Below are 17915 nucleotides of genomic sequence, written 5' to 3'. Positions count from 1 at the left end.
GAACGCCGGCTCGATAACTCTAAATGTACACGACCCGCTCATGTATGCCTTAAGTGAGAAGCCTCCGGGTGCAGGTTCGGAGGCAGGCAAGAAACCACCGGATGTGGGTTCAGTAGCAAGTATTTACGTTTATGGTTGTGGAGGTGATGATATAGACATAGTCGCAGGGGATAGAGAGGCAGGGATAACTCGCATGAAGGGACTTGAAACGACGTTTTATTTAGAATTTATAGAGTAGTCCGGAGGGAACTGTCAATCTCGAAGTGTGGCGGACGTTTTAAGGTGGAGGAGTGTGGTAACGAACCATGCGATGACGAGGAGGTGCCAAGAGAGTAAGATATGCATGGTTTGTACGGGACGGTCAGGTGAGGAGCAGCCATCAGAAGTAGGTGGGGAGTTTAGGCACTGAGAGCGAAGGGAACATGGGTTTGATTGACATGCAAGCGCAGCATATGGACAGGTTCCTCATGGGGCGGGCTGGAGGGTCGGTCTTAAGGAGACTGGTATAGGTCATCCTTTTAGCAAGTCAAATCGAGCAGTGAGAGGAATTTCTTATTTTGTAACCTTATCTTCCCAAGAGGGAGAAAGGACGGAGGCTAGAGATGGAAGAGGAGACCGTTAAGGAGCGGTTGCGGTTGTTAGAGGAGCGTCTGGCACGTCTGGAAAGCTTAATAGGACTTCGGGCGCAGCTTTTATCCTCTCAAGAGATGGAGGGTGAGGCGGTGGGCACTGTTTGTACCCCGCTGGCCCCTGGCATCGAAGCGGTGACAGATCGTGAAGGCACCGAACTACGAATACTGGCCCCGGATGGTTCGGCACGCCTTCGTTTTCGTGCGGAGGCAGAGAAGGGCCGGATAGAGGTTTTGAGCGAGGCTGGTCGGGTCTTGGTAGGTCTTCTCAGCGATTCGGATGGGGGTCAGATAGAGGTCTATGATAATGTGGGTAGGAAGGTAATGGAGTTACAGGCATTAAGCTCAGGCGGGGGTGAATTTAGGATTTTGGGTGTAGGGGAGAGCGCCGGCTCGATAACTCTAGCGGTAGAGAATCCTCTCAAGTATGCGTTAAGTGAGCAGCCATCGGATGCGGGTTTGGAGGCAGGCAGGAAGCCACCGGATGTGGGTTCGGTGGCGCGTATTTCGATTTATGGTTGTGCAGGTTATGGTATAGACATAGTCGCAGAGGATAAAGAGGCTGGGATAATGCGCATAAAGGGATTTGAAACGACGTGTAATTTAAGATTTATAGGATAGTCAGTGGGGAACCGTTCATCTCGAGGGGTAGCAGACGGTTTAAGGCGTCGGAGTGTGGTGGTGAGCAATGGGGTGACGAAGCTATTAAAAAACTGGAGGCATATTTCTGGGGCAACCGGCGTAGTGCTGCTTGTGGGTTTGTTGTGGCTAGGGCTGGTGCTACTACGACCCCTTGCCCCATCCTTTATCGAGGCGTTAAGCCTTGTGTTGCTTGCCAGCCTCCCTTTATGGCTTGTATACGGCGACTACACCCGTGTACGTCGCAGAATAAAGAAAGGGATGGGGTTGTGGGTGTTTGATACCTATCGGCGTTTATACCGATGGCCCTGGGCGTTGTCCATCCTAACGGTTTTAATCGTAATGTTCTCTATATACTTATGTTTCAACACATCCAAGAGCCTCTATGCTTGGTACGGTGTATTGCAATTTGGTTTAGGCCTATTCAGCCTCTTCTCCACATTCCTGCGTTCGCGGATCGACAGTAGGTTGTTACCGCTGTTGTCGGCATGTATTCCTGCCCTAGCGACGCAAAAGAACCTTAGGTCTTTTGGGGAGCACGAACATCTGTTTGAAAAGCTATGGCAAGAACATAAAGAACATCCTGAGGAGTTCCTCCGCTTGTTTGAACCGCTGTTGGAGGCGCCGGTTTCAGAAGAAGAGCTGTGCAGTGCCTTGAAAAGTAAGCAGGCATTTTGGGCGTATCTTGCTTTGGTGAGCCTGTGTAGACAGGCCGAGCGCGGGCATTTGGTGGTTTCTGCGCCTACCTTGCAGTTGGTGAGAGATTTGGCGGTCGGGATGCGGGCTGGGAAGGAGCCAATCGTAGCCCAAGAGGCGCAAAAATGCCTTCCGATTTTGCAAACTTGCTTACAGGCTGACCATAGGCATCTGTTACGTGCCTCCAACCGAGAAGATAGAGAGTGTTTGCTGAGAACGGCCGGGGCAGCCTCTGAAGAAGAGCCTAGCAGAAACGTGCTCCTTCGTTCTGCGGAAGGAGGAAAGGAGCAGGAGAGCGACCGTTGCCGTGGTCCCAAGGAGGCGAGTTTCTAGACCTAAGACTGGCACCCATTCCACCTTCCTCAAAAGCTCCTCCAACTCGCTCGGGCTGATCTCAATCTCACGCAATATCTCTCGCAGGCGGGGGTGTGCCAAAACCCTTCCTGCATGATGGGGCAATGAGTTGTGCGCCCGTCCGGATGGCGAGTAAATACATGACAGCCTTTTTGCCGTACAGCCTAAAACCCCAGCCGCAGGAACACCTGTTCCCTTTTCTGAAAAGTAACCGCAGGCAGGCGGTTCATGCGGAGACTTCTATCTGCTGAAGCCCGATGAAGTGAGGCAGTCCTCCTCATGCAGTTCCTCCAAACAGGGGGAGAGGACTTCTTGGAGATTGTGCTGCAGTTCATCGAGGGGGGCTGCTTGGGTATGGGCGCCTGGGACACCGGGGACGATGCCGACATAGAGTTTCGTTTGTGGGTTCCAAGTGATGTAGGCCGCGAAGGTTTTCATGGGTGATGTCCTTACACGGCAGATTTCTAGGGAGAAAATACTAAGGAAGTGAGGGGGAAGTTCCTGTGTGGTGGGTGGTGCAAGCAGGATAATGTGAGTGGGGCGGAGAATTACGGTTACAATAACGCCAATATGTTGGTAAGCCGGAATGGGAGCGGTTACGTCAAAGATTTAGACGGAAATACGTTAAGCGGTAGAGGGCGCAGCAATCAAGATAGGACAGACCAAGTAGGGAGGGCAAGATAAAGGGGTGCTTGGTAGAGTAAGACAACAGGAAACAGGAGCCTAAACCATGTGGGGGAGTTATTTTTTTGTGGTATGGGGGGTACTTCTCATACTCGCATTAGCCTATCTCTTTTCTCTCTATGCAGTGGGATTGCATGGTTATCACCTTATTCTGTGCGGGTTATATGCCTTGATAGCTTTAATCCAAATTCTCCTTATAGTTTGGGCGAGAAGACACTATGTCAAGGAGTTCTATCGAAAGCTTCATACGTCTACGAACCCAAGTGAGCGGTTGGAACTTTGGACGGATCTCTTCGTCGCCAAAAGCGGACTCACTTCTCGGTTGGATGCTGCGATCTCCCACGTTGCGGAAGTTATTATGCGATGGAGAGCATTGGCTAAGGAACCATACGAGCCGACACTCTTTGAGGCCCTGCGCGAGCTTATGCGCTACCTAAAAAACGTGCCAACTTCACTAAGAGTATCGGACGATACCATGGAGAAGCTTTGTTTGATTTTAATCTCAGATGAGTCTCGTTTTCGGAGACAATATCGCAAGGAATTTCAGGAATTGCGTTTCTTGATAATTGATTTCATCGAGCAACGCCGTTATTTAGAGGCATACCCTGCTTTATGCGCTATAGTGCAACGGAAGGCGAGAACGGATAGCGAGACGATGCTTCAAGCGAAAGCGAGGGACTGTTTATCGGTATTGACTCCCTATATACAGCGGAGTGGCCAGTTAGGGAGTAGCAGTCAGACGTATGGGGGCTTTAGGCCATGAGAGCGAAGGGAACACGGGTTTAATTTACATGTGGCCGGCGGTCTAGGCAGGTTTATCGTTTCAAAGGCTTGTGGAGGCGCTCAATAAGCTGCACAGAACAACTTCCGATGTGGCAGTGACGGGAGAAACAGAGGAAATGTTAGGCGGGGCTATAGACGATACGGGTGCTTTGGAAGCGGAAGGTTCTTTAGAAGCCGGAAGCAGTCTAACGCTATCCGTTGAAGTTTCGGCTGCAGAGGAAAACATTCATATTGAAATTGTATATAATCATGGAAGAGCAAGCGGGGGATGATCTGGACACATAGCAAACATAGACTTTATGGAGACGGTGATGGCTACGAAATCGGCAGTGACATCAGCAAGTTCGGCAGAGGATAAGATAGACGGCGTAGTCGGTGCCATTTATAACGGCAGCATTGTGTTTGGACTCATTCTCATAAAATGTATGCATATCCTGCCTTGGTGGTTGTTTGTAGTAGCTATAGGTACTTTTCTAAGCCGTCTCTTTTCTGAGCTAAGTAACGTCTGGTTGAAATTATCCTGGCTTCATGCGAGAATAGCGAAGGCCGGTTTTTATCTATTGTTAGGAGTTCTGTGCTGGTCGCTTCGTTTTAAAAGTCATTATCTATCGCCTAGTTTTCTGTTGTTTCTACTGGGTTGGGGTTCCTTTTCCATGGCCTGGCTAACTAGAGAAGACCACTTTCCCAACCGAATTCGGGATTGGGTCTATAGTCGCTTAAAGCAGTGGCATCTTGATGGAGAGTCATTAGCAGAACACGCTTTTGGGTCTAGAAATGGCAAGAGAAGATAGAGGCTAAATAACTGTAACGGTATGGTACGGAGTGCTCAAGGCAGGGAGCAGCAGTCAGAAGTATGTGGGGGGATTAGGCCATGAGAGCGAAGGGAACACGAGTTTAATTTACATGAGGGCGCGTTACATGGACCCTGTGCTTGGCAGGTTCGTCGGCGCAATCATAAGTTTTAGTATCGCTCTTGGAACAGATTTTTCTCTCAAGTTGTTGTCCAGTCCTACGCTAGACGGTTTATTGGGACTTGTTGCGGCTGCGACGTCAGTGAAGCCTGGACAGAATGGAAATGGAGAGGTTGAATGAGAATGGATTTCAAATTTTGCTAAAATGTTAAATGACGCTCTTGAGCTAGGAGAGTGGGCAACCTGCTTGATAGGTGGCATCGCGCAGTGGTGTATAGGGGGCTCGGCTAGGTCAAGCCTATCAAGATATCGCTGGATTGGAAGAGTAACTCTATGAAGGAACAATACAACCGGGTTGACGACATACTGAGGTCTCACCTAAGACTTGTGCCCCTGTACATGCTTGTTGCGCTGACACAAGATTTTTGGTTTTCTCCTTTCCGGCTTAAACACTCTATCGGGAGGGGAATACTGTTAGGTGCCGATTTGTGCTTATGGCTGTTTTTAAATGGTCGTGGTACACTCGCGTGGATGAAGGGCACGCAGAGACACCTTACTTCTTTGCAGCGATACCTTAGCTTTAAGCCGTTTTCGGAGGCAAGCTATACCGCCTTTCTAAGGAAACGGAAACAACCGGCGCCTTTGGGCAGCTTATGGCAACAGCAGGCCTCATACAAGCTTCTGATCTTGAGCCGCCTTTTTGTATTTGGTAAGTGGGTACAAGTTGCCTATCTGCTTGGCTGCGCTATTTTAGGAATCCCACTAGTCTGCGGCCTGTTGCATCCTCTGTTCGGCCAAGCGAGACTGATTTTACTTGGGAAAATATTCTCCGGTTGGGCTGTGGGCGAGCCTCTATGCGTTGTGGCTTGTTCGACTGCAGTTGACTTTCTTCTGAAAAGTCGGGAGCTTTTATGGCTTCGGCAGATAGAAGAAGGTTGGGCGCGTTCTTTGCAGGGCGAAGGGGCCTCTGAAACCAGAATGCAGTTGCTTGTGGAAAGTTTGTGGTTTATAGAACTAAGCACGTGGGTGCCTTTGTGGCCGTCGCTGCACCGATGGAGCAAGCGTAAGGAGGCCCTTATATCCAAGGTGAAACAACAGTTAGAAGAGCTAACTACTGCAGAGGTAAACGGCTTGGTGGAATCCTGTGGAGAAGCGATAGTCTACGGCTGGCTTTCGCCAACTCTACCGAAATTCAGTGAGCAATTGCTAGAACACATTCGTAGCCGACAGGTTGTGAGCGCCTTGGCACTTGTCGAGCGATTTATGACGCGTTGTGAGCATCCTCGGTTACGTGTTTTGGCACGTGCGTGTCGAAAGGAGCTGTGGGCAATCTTAAAGCGAAATAAGGAGTTAAATCTACTGCGCCCTGCAACAAAGTGCCAACCGGGTTCCGACTTAACCCTCATGCGTGCTTGGGAACCTGCAGGGGTTTCTGATCAGCCTGTGATCGATTCCCGCTTGGTCTCATCTCAAAATGATGGATTGGATTAATGGGTAGAAGTAGCATTTTCATATCTTTTCCTGGTACCATTTAATCTGCCCAAGAACAGGAAGTATAAGTGTAAAACTATGAGCATGCCAAAGCCTTTGAAGTTGATAGCAGCCCTAGAGAGAGCAGAACGGCGCTTTTGGTTCTATCTAGCTTGGATAGGGCCTGCGATAATAGCAGCCATTCTCGCACTCGACATACTGGTTTCTAGCTTGATGCCGATAGAACTTGCACTTCAAAGGAACTGGCTTTTCTCTCTCCATTTAACGCTGAGTAGAATATTGCATTCCGCACCGTTGCTAGTAGTGATTCATAGTGTTATAGCTTTTTTAGGTCTAGCTTTGTATCGTCAAAAAAAGCAGATGGCTCTTAACCAACTCTTACAAAGGCCAATGTCGCAGATGACCCTTCAAGAAAGACTGGAGTGCGCCTGCCGCTACTTTCGGGTCATGTACGATTTTCCTATCGGTTACCGGTCGCAATACGTTCAACAAGGCATCTGGACTTGGAAAATGCCCGATGGGTTCTTACTGATTAAACAGATGCTAGGCGAGGCGATGCGCGATGCTTCCTTTTTGGAAGTGTTAGATGCGATGCCACAGCAAGTGAGAGAAAGCTTTTACTTCTTTCTATGGTCTGGGGATGTCGAGGTGGTAGAATGGGTGTTAGGAGTGTTAGAGCGTCGAAGCGACCTAACGGCGTTAGAGTCTTTGGAGGCCTTTGTGAGAGGAAAGTGTCCGGTGAAAGACAGCGAGTTGAGGGAGCGCGGAAAAGTTGTATTGGAGGAGTTACGACGACAACAGGAATACGCGAGGAGTTTATTGCGCGGGAGCGGTACCGAAAGGAATAGCGAGTTTGCCTGGTAACTGGTGAGGAGGGTGGAAGAGCGGCCAGAAGCGCTACTGCATATAGTCGAGGGAAAGGAAGAGAAGTCTCAATGAGAGAGGACGATAGAGTGCTAAGGCTAGAGCCAACGGTACGAGCAGAAGACAAGAAAGACAGACTGCTCCCCTATTTCTAGCTATAGTTACACTCTGTGCCCATATTGATGCTCAAGAGGCTCTAACATGAGTAAAACACGAACTCGTAACATTTTGAAATGGTTCATGTACCTCGTTTGTGTTTTTGCAGCGATATTTTTGCTATGGCCGGGCAGCCACCTCTCTTTCCGCCAATGGCTCATAACACCCTTGTCCAAAAATCCGGGTGGGAGTGCGCTTATGTTTCAAGGTTTCTGCGCTCTCTGTTTCTTTTTTGACCCGCAACGGTTGAAGGGAAAGTCAGATGGTCAAAGATTTGCCTTGATGCTATTCTATATGTTGCTGGCTGTATTTGCGATGACTAATGGCTTAACAGGGATGTGTACATCCCTGCCTTGCCGTCTGTTTCTAGGGGTGAGTATAAGAGCATTGTACCTATTTTGCAGTTTGAGTGTGGCGTATCTTTTTGTTTTCCGAACGCCCTCAAGGCCTTGCCCATTCAAGTCCGAGCGTGATAGTCTGTTACGTGCAGTCAAAGAGTCTACGCGGCATCCTTTAGTCTATCGTTTTGCAGGGAGGGGTGCAGAGGAAAAGAAAGCCGAGGGAGATTGTGCATATAAGAAGGTTTCAGAGGGTGATGGAAAATAGTCTGTATTGTTTTGGGTTAGAGGATGGGTAACCGGTTAACAGAGCAGGATAACGTGATAGGGACATAGAATTACGGTTACAATAACGCCAACATGTTGGTAAGCCGGAATGGGAGCGGTTATATTAACGATTTAGACGGGAACACGCTCAGCGGTGGAGGGCGCAGCAATGTGTGGGACAGCCAGAACCGTTTGGTCTCCTGCAACTACACGGCGCCCAACGGGGTGGCCTACAGCAGCCAGTTCACCTATGGCGCGGACGGTTTAAGGCGTCGGAGTGTGGTGGTGAGCAATGGGGTAACGAATGTAGTGGACACGGTCTATGATGCGAGCATGCCAGTGGAGGAGGTGGGGTATGCTCAGGGGACGAACACGCCCTATGTTTCTGCCATGTACCTAATAGGCCCTCGAGGTCCGGAGTATCGTCGGGATGTGGTGCATCAGAGTGTGGCGTGGTATGTGTACGATGGTTTGGGAGCATTGTGGAGGAGGTAGACCCGAGTGGGAACATCACGGCGAGTAGGAAGTACGATGTGTATGGCATGGTGCGGAGTGGTCAGGTGGGGAGCAGCAGTCAGAAGTATGTGGGTGGTTTAGGGCATGAGAGCGAAGGGAACACGGGTTTAATTTACATGAGAGCACGTTACATGGACCCCGTGCTGGGCGGGTTCCTCAGTGAAGACCCAGGTAGGGATGGGGCAAACTGGTTTGTGTATTGTGGTAGAAATCCTGTCAACATGATAGATCGTATTGGCAGATATGCTGAGTGGATGGATGGCAAAGATTGGATTTCTTGTCTTGAAATCACAGCTTTCTCTCTCGGGGTCTCAGGAGCCTTTTGGTTGACTTGTCTTGCTATATTTCAATATACTCAAGGACTATCAGTGGCATCGAACACTGCTCTCATTGTAACGGGCTTGTGGGCGGTACTATTATTAGTTCCTGGTATTGGAAATCTGAAGGCAGGGGAAGCTTATATAGCTATAACCGCCTCTTTGGAGATCGCACGGGGTATTATGGGGTATATGCAACAAATTAGTCAACTATCGCGGCTGGCAAGAGTTTTAGCAGGTGGCATTGCCGCTCTGGCAATCGCCGAAGTAGGTGCACAAGCTGTCATAGACATGATTGCTATAGCAACAAGTGACCTATAGGAGACCATATCGCTATGTCCAGAAAAGAGACGTCTAGAACAAAAAGGGGTGGTACGAGATGGAGGCTCTATGACATCGAAGTTTTCACGATCGCGGTGGCTTTTGCTTTGGGGGAGCTACTCGCGCCGCCTCCTTTGGCTCTCGTCTCTCCTGTCGTCCGCACGTTTCGAGGCCTAAGTGCACTCCTTATGTTCCTTCTCCCATTAGGGATCGGACTCCATCGGCATAAAATCAAGAAAAATCTATCCACTCAATCCTCTATCTCTCAACTGCCTACCGTTTCGCGGAAAGCTGATCGAAGAGACCTGATCTGTTTCGTTATCGGCCCTGGTCTCCTGTTGACAGCGATGCTTGTCTGTTTCGCTTCTCATTTTCTTCCCTTTTACTTAATGGTATGGTTTCTCTACCTTCTTGTCATGTTCGAATCTATCCGGTTGGAGGGGCATGAAGCCCAACTCGTTCTGCTGGAGAATCTAAGAGATACATTGCCCTCAACCGGCTCTCCCGATAGCAAGCCTCTTACCCAAGCAGGCGACCCACTGCAGCAAGAAAAGCGGCGTCTGCTTGAAGAGCTATGGAATCAGTTTACGGGAAACTCCTCTGCCCTAGAGACGATTCTGCAAACGATAGGCCGGGAACGTTGGTCAGAGAAGGTCATTCAGTACCACCTGAGGCGCACAGATAAGCTTTCTGCTTTTCTTGTTCTTGCAAACCTCTATCAGCAAGTGGAGAAAGGCTTGCTAGTCCCTTCTGCCCGCACAAGGGAACTCATACGTGTTTTGTCGGATGGGCGTTGGAGTGGTGAGGAACCTCTCATTCGTCAGCTTGCCCAGCAGTGTTTAGAGGTTTTGGAACGGAGTGTCCCATCTCAACACTTGGTTCGCCCTTGTGTTTCCCACCCCTCTTTTGAGCCACTTTTACGTGTAGCACAGGAAGACCCTAAACAGCTATTGCGTTCTTTGGAAGCGGAGCAAGGCGATTTGGAAGTTCTTTCTCAAAGCGATAGCAACTCAGCTGGAGACCTCAAGGAACCGTTAAGCGAAGCCGAGTATCGGCACCGGCTAGGGCGTCTGTGGCGGCGCTAGGGCAGGTAAGGAAGCCAAGGGAAGAGGAAGTTCTCGCCTTACCGGAAACCGACGAAGTTTGAACGCTATTGCCGTAAGCTTTGGCAGGAGATGCTTCAAAAGGCTTTTGAGCCAAGGCAAGGCGGAATCCTTATAGCCTGTGCGGAGCGGCTTTGGCCAACAATTTGGATATCAATAGGTCGCTGTTAGCGATGGAATGGCGAATCGAATCTAGTCGAAATTCGGACAAAGGAACTTTTCCTTGCCCACTTACGTTAATAGAGATTGTACAGAGCGCCCTCGGGAGCCCTTCCGAGAAGTGTTCTGTGCAGCGCATGTCCTCCTTTTCGATTGTGAAGACCGTCGTGTTTGATGGCGCCTGTGCTGCAGTTGGAGCACAGGCTTATTTTTTTGCCTTCAGCAACTCGATAAACTCTTCCAATGCCTCTTGCCAAGGCGGTAAGTCGTCGCGACCCTGCAGTTCAAGCACATAACGCCGCAATACGGAGTAGGCCGGGCGATGGGTTGGCGATGGCCACTGCTCTGCGGGAATAGGATGAAGGGTTACATGCGAGATGCCGGCCAACTCCAACGTTTTCTGCGCGAACTCGAACCAACTGCACTCCCCTTTACAGGCGATATGGTAGGTGCCATAAAGAGGGCTATCCAACAGCTTGATAAGGGCGCGTGAGAGGGCAAGCGTGGAGGTGGGACTGCCGCGCTGGTCAACTACAACGGGCAGTTCGTTGCGTTTTTGGGCTAATTCGAGAATGGTGCCCGGAAAGTTTTTCCCGTGAACGCCAAAGAGCCACTGGGTGCGCACAATGTAGTGGCGTCGGCAGAGCTTTTGCACCGCCTGCTCACCGGCCAGCTTGGAGGCGCCGTAGTGGTTGATGGGGTTGGGGGTGTCGAACTCGGTGTAGGGGGTGGTTTTGCGGCCGTCGAACACAAAGTCGGTGCTGATGTAAACAAGGGGAATATCTTGTTCCGCACAGGCGGCCGCCACATGCCAGGTGCCCAAAGCGTTGATTTGGAACGCTCGGTCGGGGTCGCGTTCGCAGCCATCTACATGGGTATAGGCAGCCGTGTGGATGAGCATCTCCGGCTTGTGCTGTCGCAGCGTCGCCCGCGTGGAGGCAAAGTCGAGGATGTCGAGGGCTACATCGCTTTCGGCACTCTCTCTTTGCGAAGAGCGAATAACCTCGTGGCCGCTCTGCTCGAGCAGGCAACACAGGTCTGTACCCAGCATTCCATTGGCACCGGTAACCAGAATACGCATGCGCTTCCTCCTTTACCTTTGAAGGATAAGATAGCCCAGAAGGCCCCCTTTGGTGTGCCCATCGAAGGCAAAAAGAATTAAAACGAGCAGAAACCACAGCAGAATGGTGATCTGAAGCGGCCGATCCTGCAAAAGCACCTCATCCGGCGCGCCACCCCATCCCTTTCGATAGACCAAGTAGAGATATCGGAAAAGCCCATAGAGGACGATAGGCACGGTGGCCCAGAGATGGGGATGGGAGCGGGCCGACGGCGATTCGACGGCATAGACGGAGTAGGAAATGAGGGTCATGGCGACCACAAGGCCGATGAGCTGATCGAGAAGAGGCAGGCTGTACTCCTCGAGGATAGGCCGGTGTTTTCCTGCATCGGGGCCGAGCGTGACGATCTCCTGGCGTCGTTTGCCAAAGCCGAGAAAAAGCGCCAGCTCCAGCGTGCAGAGCAGCAGCCACGGAGAGATGCCCACTTTAATGGCGAACCCACCACCGGCCGTTCGCAAAAGGAAGCCTGCCGCCAGGGCAAACACGTCGAGCAGCACGATCTGCTTAAGAAAAAGCCCATAGGCCACCTGCAGCAAGATGTAGGCCACAATCGTGATGCCGAACCGAAGGTTGATGAAGAAAGCCGCGATGCTGCCTACGGCTTCCAGGCAGAAAACAGCCGTCCAAGCCAGGGGGATAGGAAGCGCTCCGGAGGCAATGGGGCGATGCCGCTTTTGAGGATGGAGTCGGTCGCGCTCGGCATCGAAAATATCATTGAATAGATAGACACCGCCTGTAGTGATGCAGAAAATGAGAAAGGCGAGGAGGGCGCGTAGGAAGAGGGAGGCCTTGAAAAGGTCACCGGCAAACACGAGAGCGGCGAACACGAACAGATTTTTAGTTGCTTGCTTTGGGCGGGTGGCCTCGAAGAGCGCACGAAGCGTTCGCCCTATTGAACGATCGGTTTTCGGTAGCGGTTCCGGCAAGGAAGAAGCCTTTGTTTCCATGAAAAACTGTCAGCCTCGTAGCAGAGAGCGTTGTATCTTTTTTACGATATCTGTGGTCGAATGCCCACCCACCAGCGGTATGGTCACAACCTTACCCCCAAAACGGCGCACCACGGCCGCCTCCGGAATAGTTTCTGGGTCGTAGTCTCCGCCTTTTACATGGATATGTGGGCGCAACTGTTCTAGAAGCGCTTCTGGGGTCGGTTCGTCGAACAGGGTTACATAGTCTACGCAAGCAAGAGCCGCGAGAATTTCCGCGCGCTCCTCTTGGGGCACGATGGGACGTTCGGGGCCTTTGAGTCGACGGGTACAGGCATCGGTATTGACCCCTACCACAAGCAGATCGCCAAACTGCTTGGCGGCCTGCAGATAGCGCACATGCCCGATGTGGAGAATGTCGAAAACGCCGTTTGTGGTAACAAGGGTTTTCCCCTCGTCACGCAGGGCAGAAAGAGTTTCGGCAAGGCGATGGTAGTCTGGAATGAACTGCCCCATCGTTAGAGGTCTTCTCCTAAGTAGGGGCCGTAGAATCGGCGAATAAAGTCTTGGTAGTCTGGACGAGAGACGATTGGGCGCCACCAGCTTTCGTTCTCGACGTACCATCGAATGGTCTGCTGGAGCGCTTCACGGAAGGGATGAGAGGGGCGCCATCCGAGGGAACGAATTTTGTCGGTGCTGAGGCTATAGCGATGGTCGTGGGCTTTCCCGCGCGGATCGGGGATGGTGCGAACGAGCGTGTCGGGCTTGCCCAGCGTCTCAAGCAGCACCCGCACAATCTCCTTGTTGGGGTGCTCCTCGTTACAACCGATGTTGTAGACCTCGCCGACGGCGCCGCGATGCAGCACAAAGTCTATGCCGCTGCAGTGATCCATAACGTAGACCCAATCGCGCACTTGCGACCCGTCGCCGTAGAGAGGCACTTTTTTGTTGTCTATAAGGCGGGTAATGAAGAAGGGCAACAGCTTTTCCGGATACTGATAGGGGCCGAAATTGTTGCCGCAGCGGGTAATTAGCACCGGCGTACCGTAGGCAATATGGTGTGCGCGTGCTTGCAGTTCGCCGCCCGCCTTGCTGGCCGAGTAGGGGGTATTGGGCAGGAGGGGGCTTTCCTCGGTGAAGCAGCCCGTCGAGATCGTGCCGCACACCTCGTCGGTGGAGACATGAACGATGCGCTCTACGTTATGACGGCGGGCTGCATCGAGCAACACGAAAACCCCATAGACATCGGTTTGGATGAAACTGCCGGGATCAAGCAGAGAGCGGTCGTTGTGGCTCTCGGCCGCGAAGTTGACGATGTAGTTCACCTGTTCGGCTTCAAGGATGCCACGCACGACCGTTTCATCCTGTATTTTCCCGGGGTAAAAGCGGAAGCGGCCCTCGTTCGATGGGTTTTGTTGGATGTCGGCTAAGGTGGAGAGGTTGCCGGCATAGGTGAGTGCGTCGAGCACCACGACACGATAGTTAGGATGATGTTGTAGGGTGTAGCGGCAGAAGTTGCTGCCGATGAAGCCGGCCCCACCGGTTACTAAAACCGTTTTGGTTTCGTTCCTCATGACAGCTTAAACTCCGAGTCGATCTCTTCGTGGCGAATCTCGTCTACCGGCTCTTTACGCCCCCAACCCGCATAGAGGCGATCGGGGAAGTTGAGCACAAAGGCATCGGTTTCACCAACGTTGCGATAGGCGTGTACCACCCCTGGAGGAACCAGCAGAAAAATGGGGTTCTCCTCACCGGCGAGGATAACCTGCTTCACACGCTCTTTGCCGGGCCGATTTTCCCATAGAGTGATCTCAAAGCGCCCGGAGAGAAACGCGAAGCCGTCGGTCTGATCGCGATGTTCATGGGGGCCTCGTGCCACACCGGGATGGGTGAGAGAGATATAACCCATAGCAGGGCGAAACGCTTCGGGCAACTCGTCATCCCGAAACAACTCCATAAGCCAACCGCGCGCATCCGTATGGCGTTTCAGTGGGCGAAGGATCACCCCTTCAATATCCATAAGTCGCTCCTTATCCAATCGTTTTAAGAAAGATGTGTTCCGTGCACATATTTAAATTCCATAAAAACCTGAGACAAGGGAACGGTAGTCGGCATGGGGAATTGTCTCGTCCCCGTAGAAGGCGAAGAGACCAAGTCGCCCTATCCTCTTGTCCACTCCTCCGCACCCTTGTGATGGGTTTGACACCTATTTCCCCCATGTATAGCCAGCGCATTATATATAGGTATCGCCTATGCCCCGCATCGAGAGCCACCTACAACGGCTAGGGCAAGACACCCCCTTTAGGCGATGGGTGTTAACCGTAGGGCATTATTATTGTAGCAGCTTGCGGCATTGCTTTGTTGAATGATAAGAGCGTGTTGCTTCACAAACCGAACTATTTCCAATGAACCCGAATGGCGATGCCGTCGGGGTCGTTGGGATAGATGAGCAGGAGGGTATCGCCGCTGTCCAGCACTTGAACGGGCACCGGATCGCCGTAGAGATCAATAGCCTTCACGCCGAGCAGAGGACGATTTGTTGTGGCTACGCGGGCTAAACCTTGGGTGCCTGCCGGGCCGGCAACGAGGAAGCCAAGTCGGTTCGATGCGTTGGACACGGCGAGCAGCCGTCCATTGCTAAACAGCAGAGCCGGTGTATTGGTCGGGGGAACCGCGAGAAGCAAAGCAGCGGTATGGGGCGGGATGACGCGGTCTTGGCGCACTTCGAGGGAGGCAGAAAAGAGGTCTAGGGAGCGACCCGGAAGCGTATAGGAGTCGTTGAAGGTGCGGATGGCATAGATCGGGCCGTATTGACGAACGAGGTAGCTGTGCTGGGGAAGAGAGAGGCGTGCATGGTGTGCGGCGACCTCGAGGAGTGCCCGCAAAAGGGATGCACTCAGTTCGTTGGCGGCGAAATAGCGAGGGGATAGCCCAACTTGCAAAACGATCCCGTTATTGACATGAGCCATCCAGATGGGGCTGGTGCCGTTACGCAGCAGGTAGAGAGGTTGAAAGGCCGGCCGTTGTGCACCACTTGGTAAGGAGTAGGAGGTAATGGTGCAATCGTAGGGTGGGTGGAAGCGCGGGAAAAACCGGGTAAGATCGCCCTCTTGACTGGCGGATAGCAAGCCCCGTGCGTAATCTGGAGTGGCAGGGCCGGCGGCAATTTGAAGCGGCCCTTCGCAATCTACAAGCAACTCGATAGGCTGGTTGGTTGGTAAATGATCGAATTGATAAGTCCATGATGTGTTTGGAGGAGCGATGCGACCGGTGGGAACGATGTCGGAGCCGTGGTTGTAGACCAGGAAGTAGCTCTCTACCTCACTGCCGGCGAGGAAGGCGGCCACAACTTTGTTGCCCACGCGCAGCTCGATGGTGTGCACAAGAGCGGGCCGATTGGGGTTGTTGCCGGAGTTGGTGAAGCGCACGACCACGCTCCCGTCCCGGCTAAGGTAAGGAGTGAGATTGAGCGTGCGGACAATGCGAGGGTTATCGGCAGGATAGGTGGCTATGGAAGTGAGGGAGGTGGTTTCCTGGGGGGGAGCGACAACGGCGGAATCGCCGACTTGAAGCCCAAGCCGTTGCCACAGGTAGGCGATGGGAGTTTTGTAGCCGGCCTGGCGCCACCAGGCATCCGCGATGTCGTTAAAGGCGCTGGAGCCTCCGACCACAATGAGTACGCCCCCGGCCTGTACCCAGTTCGCAAGGGCGTCCATTGTGGCGGAGCCAATGGGTTTTTGAGGATCGCAGGTGAGAATAAGGACTTTATAAGGAGCGAGATAGCCGGGGTCAACACAACGCTCTAAGGAAACAAGCGCACAGGGAATCCCCTGCGAGAGGATGGGCAGGGTGAGCGCGTAGAGGTCATCTAAGGCGCCGGCTGTATTGCCCTGATAGGTTATGCCATCGCCAACGAGTACTCCAATGGGCGATAGGTTGTTCGGTGAGGCTGGGTAGTTGCCGACAATACTAAGAGCCGACAGGATGTTGAGCAGCTCTTGATAGTTAGGCATTGAGGCGATGGGCGAGATTGAGGGATAGAGCGAGACGGCTTGTGGCGACGCACCGAGCAGTGCGGCCACCGTTTGCTGTTCCATAAGGTCGGTGGCCTCGCTTTGCGAAAGCGTTGGGGTGTCGGCGGCCGGGAGCAATAGAGAAAAACGAGGGGTTGTGCGGAGGCCACGTGTCAACTCTTGAAGCCACGATGCGATGAGATAGGCGTTATAAAACGGGTCGGGGCGCCTATCGCCCGCAAGCCATATGGGGTGAAGGAGAGTGGTTAAGTTGGGCAGGGTACCGATCTCATCGTAGGGTGCTTTATGGAGAATTTGCCACCAAGGTACGATCTCGTTTTGGAGGAGGGCGGTTAGCGGATCGGGCACCATTAGGAGGCTTTGAGGGGGAGAAGTTTTGGATTGTAGCTGCTGCAGAAGAGCCGCATGAAAATCGGCATCGAGTTGTGCCATGAGCGAAGAGGTGTGGTAGCGTGCAGCGATATTGGCAGTAGGCGGCTGCCATGGTGCATGATAGCTTTGCTGCCACGCGGTTTGAAAAGCCGAGGAGAAGGCGGCATCGGCGAGATAGGGCAGGGCCTGCACAGAGATTCCGCTAAGGGGCTGGGAGGCTAACAGAGAGAGGTTAGGTGTGAGTGCGCTGAGGTTAGAGGCTAGCGGTTCGAGAAGAGAGAGATTGTTAAGAAGAATGGGCTTCCCATTAGCTCCCAATTGTGCCGAAGTGGGATGTTGTTGGAAGTAGAGCGGATCGAGATTTGTAGGGAGATAGGAAAAGACGGCGAAATCGCGCGATTTCCAGGCGCTAATGGCGGTTGCCGAAAGGTTGGTTGGCGGCAACTGTACTGCGCTTGTCGGCGGCTCGGTTTGCGGTGTCGGTAGCCCAACGGTGTCCCAAAGCAGATCGGTGCGGCGATCTTTCCAAGGGAACGTAAGGGCCTGTAGGTTGTTTGTAGCAGAGAGCCAGTGAAGTACCCCGATGGGAAGCTGTGAGTTAGGGTCACAAATGGGGTTTTCTTGCAAGGCAAACTGTTGAATGGTAAACGAACCTGACTTTGCACCCAGCCGTATGCGCAGTCTGTCGGCGAAAGGCCAGGCGGGTGGAATGTGGCACAGCAGGGTCTGTACACCGTTTGGCTCGGTTTGAAGCCGGAAAGGCAACGGTTTGTTGTGCATATCCAGCACAGCAATTCGAGGCAGTGTGGAGTCGGACGAGAGGGTGAGGCTTAGTTTAAAAAGCGCACCCGCCGTTGTCGGAAAGGCGTAGAGGACATAACCACCGGTAGAAACCGTGCGCTCTTGCCCACTCACCGTGCTGCCGATGTTTTTTAGAAGATAGCGGGCTTCCATAACGGTGTTGGGCGTGAAGGTTTTGGGGTAAAAGGTCAGTTCTGCAGAAACGGAGCAGGCCGACAGAAAGCAGGCAACACAACTTAGGACGGCGTACAGGTGCGACTTCATAATAAAATTTTACCCTTATCTGCTGGATGTAAAGCCTTTCGGCCCTATTTGGTTGAATGGGATAGGTCGGAAGCCCATATGGAGAGCGGGAGAACGAGGCAGGAGTTCAAAACCCCGTTTTTCGGGGGCCAGAGGGTCTAAAAAGCCCGGATCGGTGGTCACCAAATTG

General features: G+C 52.4%; 15 protein-coding genes. 8 read left to right on the top strand and 7 right to left on the bottom strand.

All coding sequences use genetic code 11. From position 1 onward, the window contains the following. From VKV18_RS06245 to VKV18_RS06235, 3 genes are all read left to right on the top strand, one after another. On the top strand, positions 1-238 hold a 238-nt coding region (locus VKV18_RS06245), incomplete at its 5' end, for a hypothetical protein (protein ID WP_324203362.1). A gap of 364 nt (positions 239-602) precedes the next feature. Continuing rightward, on the top strand, positions 603-1250 hold the full coding sequence (locus VKV18_RS06240) for a hypothetical protein (protein ID WP_324203361.1): 648 nt from the start codon (positions 603-605) through the stop codon (positions 1248-1250). 618 nt (positions 1251-1868) lie between these two features. Further along, entirely contained in the window at positions 1869-2297 is a 429-nt protein-coding gene (locus VKV18_RS06235) for a hypothetical protein (RefSeq protein WP_324203360.1), read from the top strand. A gap of 261 nt (positions 2298-2558) precedes the next feature. Here VKV18_RS06235 and VKV18_RS06230 read toward each other — a convergent pair whose 3' ends face one another. Next, positions 2559-2756: a type II toxin-antitoxin system HicB family antitoxin gene (locus VKV18_RS06230; protein WP_324203359.1), complete on the bottom strand. Its 198-nt coding sequence runs from the start codon at positions 2754-2756 to the stop codon at positions 2559-2561. 2918 nt (positions 2757-5674) lie between these two features. Between VKV18_RS06230 and VKV18_RS06225 the strand changes: the two genes are divergently transcribed. From VKV18_RS06225 to VKV18_RS06205, 5 genes are all read left to right on the top strand, one after another. Next, complete coding sequence (locus VKV18_RS06225; RefSeq protein ID WP_324203358.1) at positions 5675-6187, top strand: hypothetical protein; 513 nt, start codon at positions 5675-5677, stop codon at positions 6185-6187. A gap of 399 nt (positions 6188-6586) precedes the next feature. After that, entirely contained in the window at positions 6587-7051 is a 465-nt protein-coding gene (locus VKV18_RS06220) for a hypothetical protein (RefSeq protein WP_324203357.1), read from the top strand. A gap of 854 nt (positions 7052-7905) precedes the next feature. Beyond that, positions 7906-8307, top strand: a complete 402-nt coding sequence (locus tag VKV18_RS06215) for a hypothetical protein (protein WP_324203356.1) — start codon at positions 7906-7908, stop codon at positions 8305-8307. After that, positions 8265-8966, top strand: coding sequence for an RHS repeat-associated core domain-containing protein (locus VKV18_RS06210; protein WP_324203355.1), 702 nt, complete (start codon positions 8265-8267; stop codon positions 8964-8966). Before VKV18_RS06215 ends, VKV18_RS06210 begins: the two co-directional genes overlap by 43 nt. Positions 8967-9382: 416 nt before the next feature. Continuing rightward, on the top strand, positions 9383-10051 hold the full coding sequence (locus VKV18_RS06205) for a hypothetical protein (RefSeq protein ID WP_324203354.1): 669 nt from the start codon (positions 9383-9385) through the stop codon (positions 10049-10051). Positions 10052-10433: 382 nt separating this feature from the next. On the opposite strand, the gene rfbD is transcribed toward VKV18_RS06205, so the two are convergent. The 6 genes from rfbD to VKV18_RS06175 all read right to left on the bottom strand — a co-directional run bounded on the left by rfbD (position 10434) and on the right by VKV18_RS06175 (position 17746). Next, positions 10434-11309 (bottom strand): dTDP-4-dehydrorhamnose reductase, encoded by an 876-nt coding sequence (rfbD, locus tag VKV18_RS06200; RefSeq protein WP_324203353.1) that lies wholly within the window; start codon positions 11307-11309, stop codon positions 10434-10436. A gap of 12 nt (positions 11310-11321) precedes the next feature. After that, positions 11322-12296 (bottom strand): decaprenyl-phosphate phosphoribosyltransferase, encoded by a 975-nt coding sequence (locus VKV18_RS06195; RefSeq protein ID WP_324203352.1) that lies wholly within the window; start codon positions 12294-12296, stop codon positions 11322-11324. Positions 12297-12305: 9 nt separating this feature from the next. Further along, entirely contained in the window at positions 12306-12791 is a 486-nt protein-coding gene (gene rfaE2, locus VKV18_RS06190; RefSeq protein WP_324203351.1) for a D-glycero-beta-D-manno-heptose 1-phosphate adenylyltransferase, read from the bottom strand. 2 nt (positions 12792-12793) lie between these two features. After that, on the bottom strand, positions 12794-13849 hold the full coding sequence (rfbB, locus tag VKV18_RS06185; protein WP_324203350.1) for a dTDP-glucose 4,6-dehydratase: 1056 nt from the start codon (positions 13847-13849) through the stop codon (positions 12794-12796). Further along, positions 13846-14295 carry a dTDP-4-dehydrorhamnose 3,5-epimerase family protein gene (locus tag VKV18_RS06180; protein ID WP_324203349.1) on the bottom strand — a complete coding sequence of 150 codons (450 nt, stop codon included), beginning with the start codon at positions 14293-14295 and terminating at the stop codon, positions 13846-13848. The genes rfbB and VKV18_RS06180 overlap by 4 nt, the downstream gene beginning before the upstream one ends. 376 nt (positions 14296-14671) lie before the next feature. Then, positions 14672-17746, bottom strand: coding sequence for a hypothetical protein (locus tag VKV18_RS06175; RefSeq protein WP_324203348.1), 3075 nt, complete (start codon positions 17744-17746; stop codon positions 14672-14674). Positions 17747-17915: the final 169 nt, after the last annotated feature.

The organism is Chthonomonas sp., assembly GCF_035294505.1.
GTDB lineage: Bacteria > Armatimonadota > Chthonomonadetes > Chthonomonadales > Chthonomonadaceae > Chthonomonas.
The sequence above is the reverse complement of the archived record's forward strand: the minus strand, read 5'-3'. Positions and strand labels throughout refer to the sequence as shown.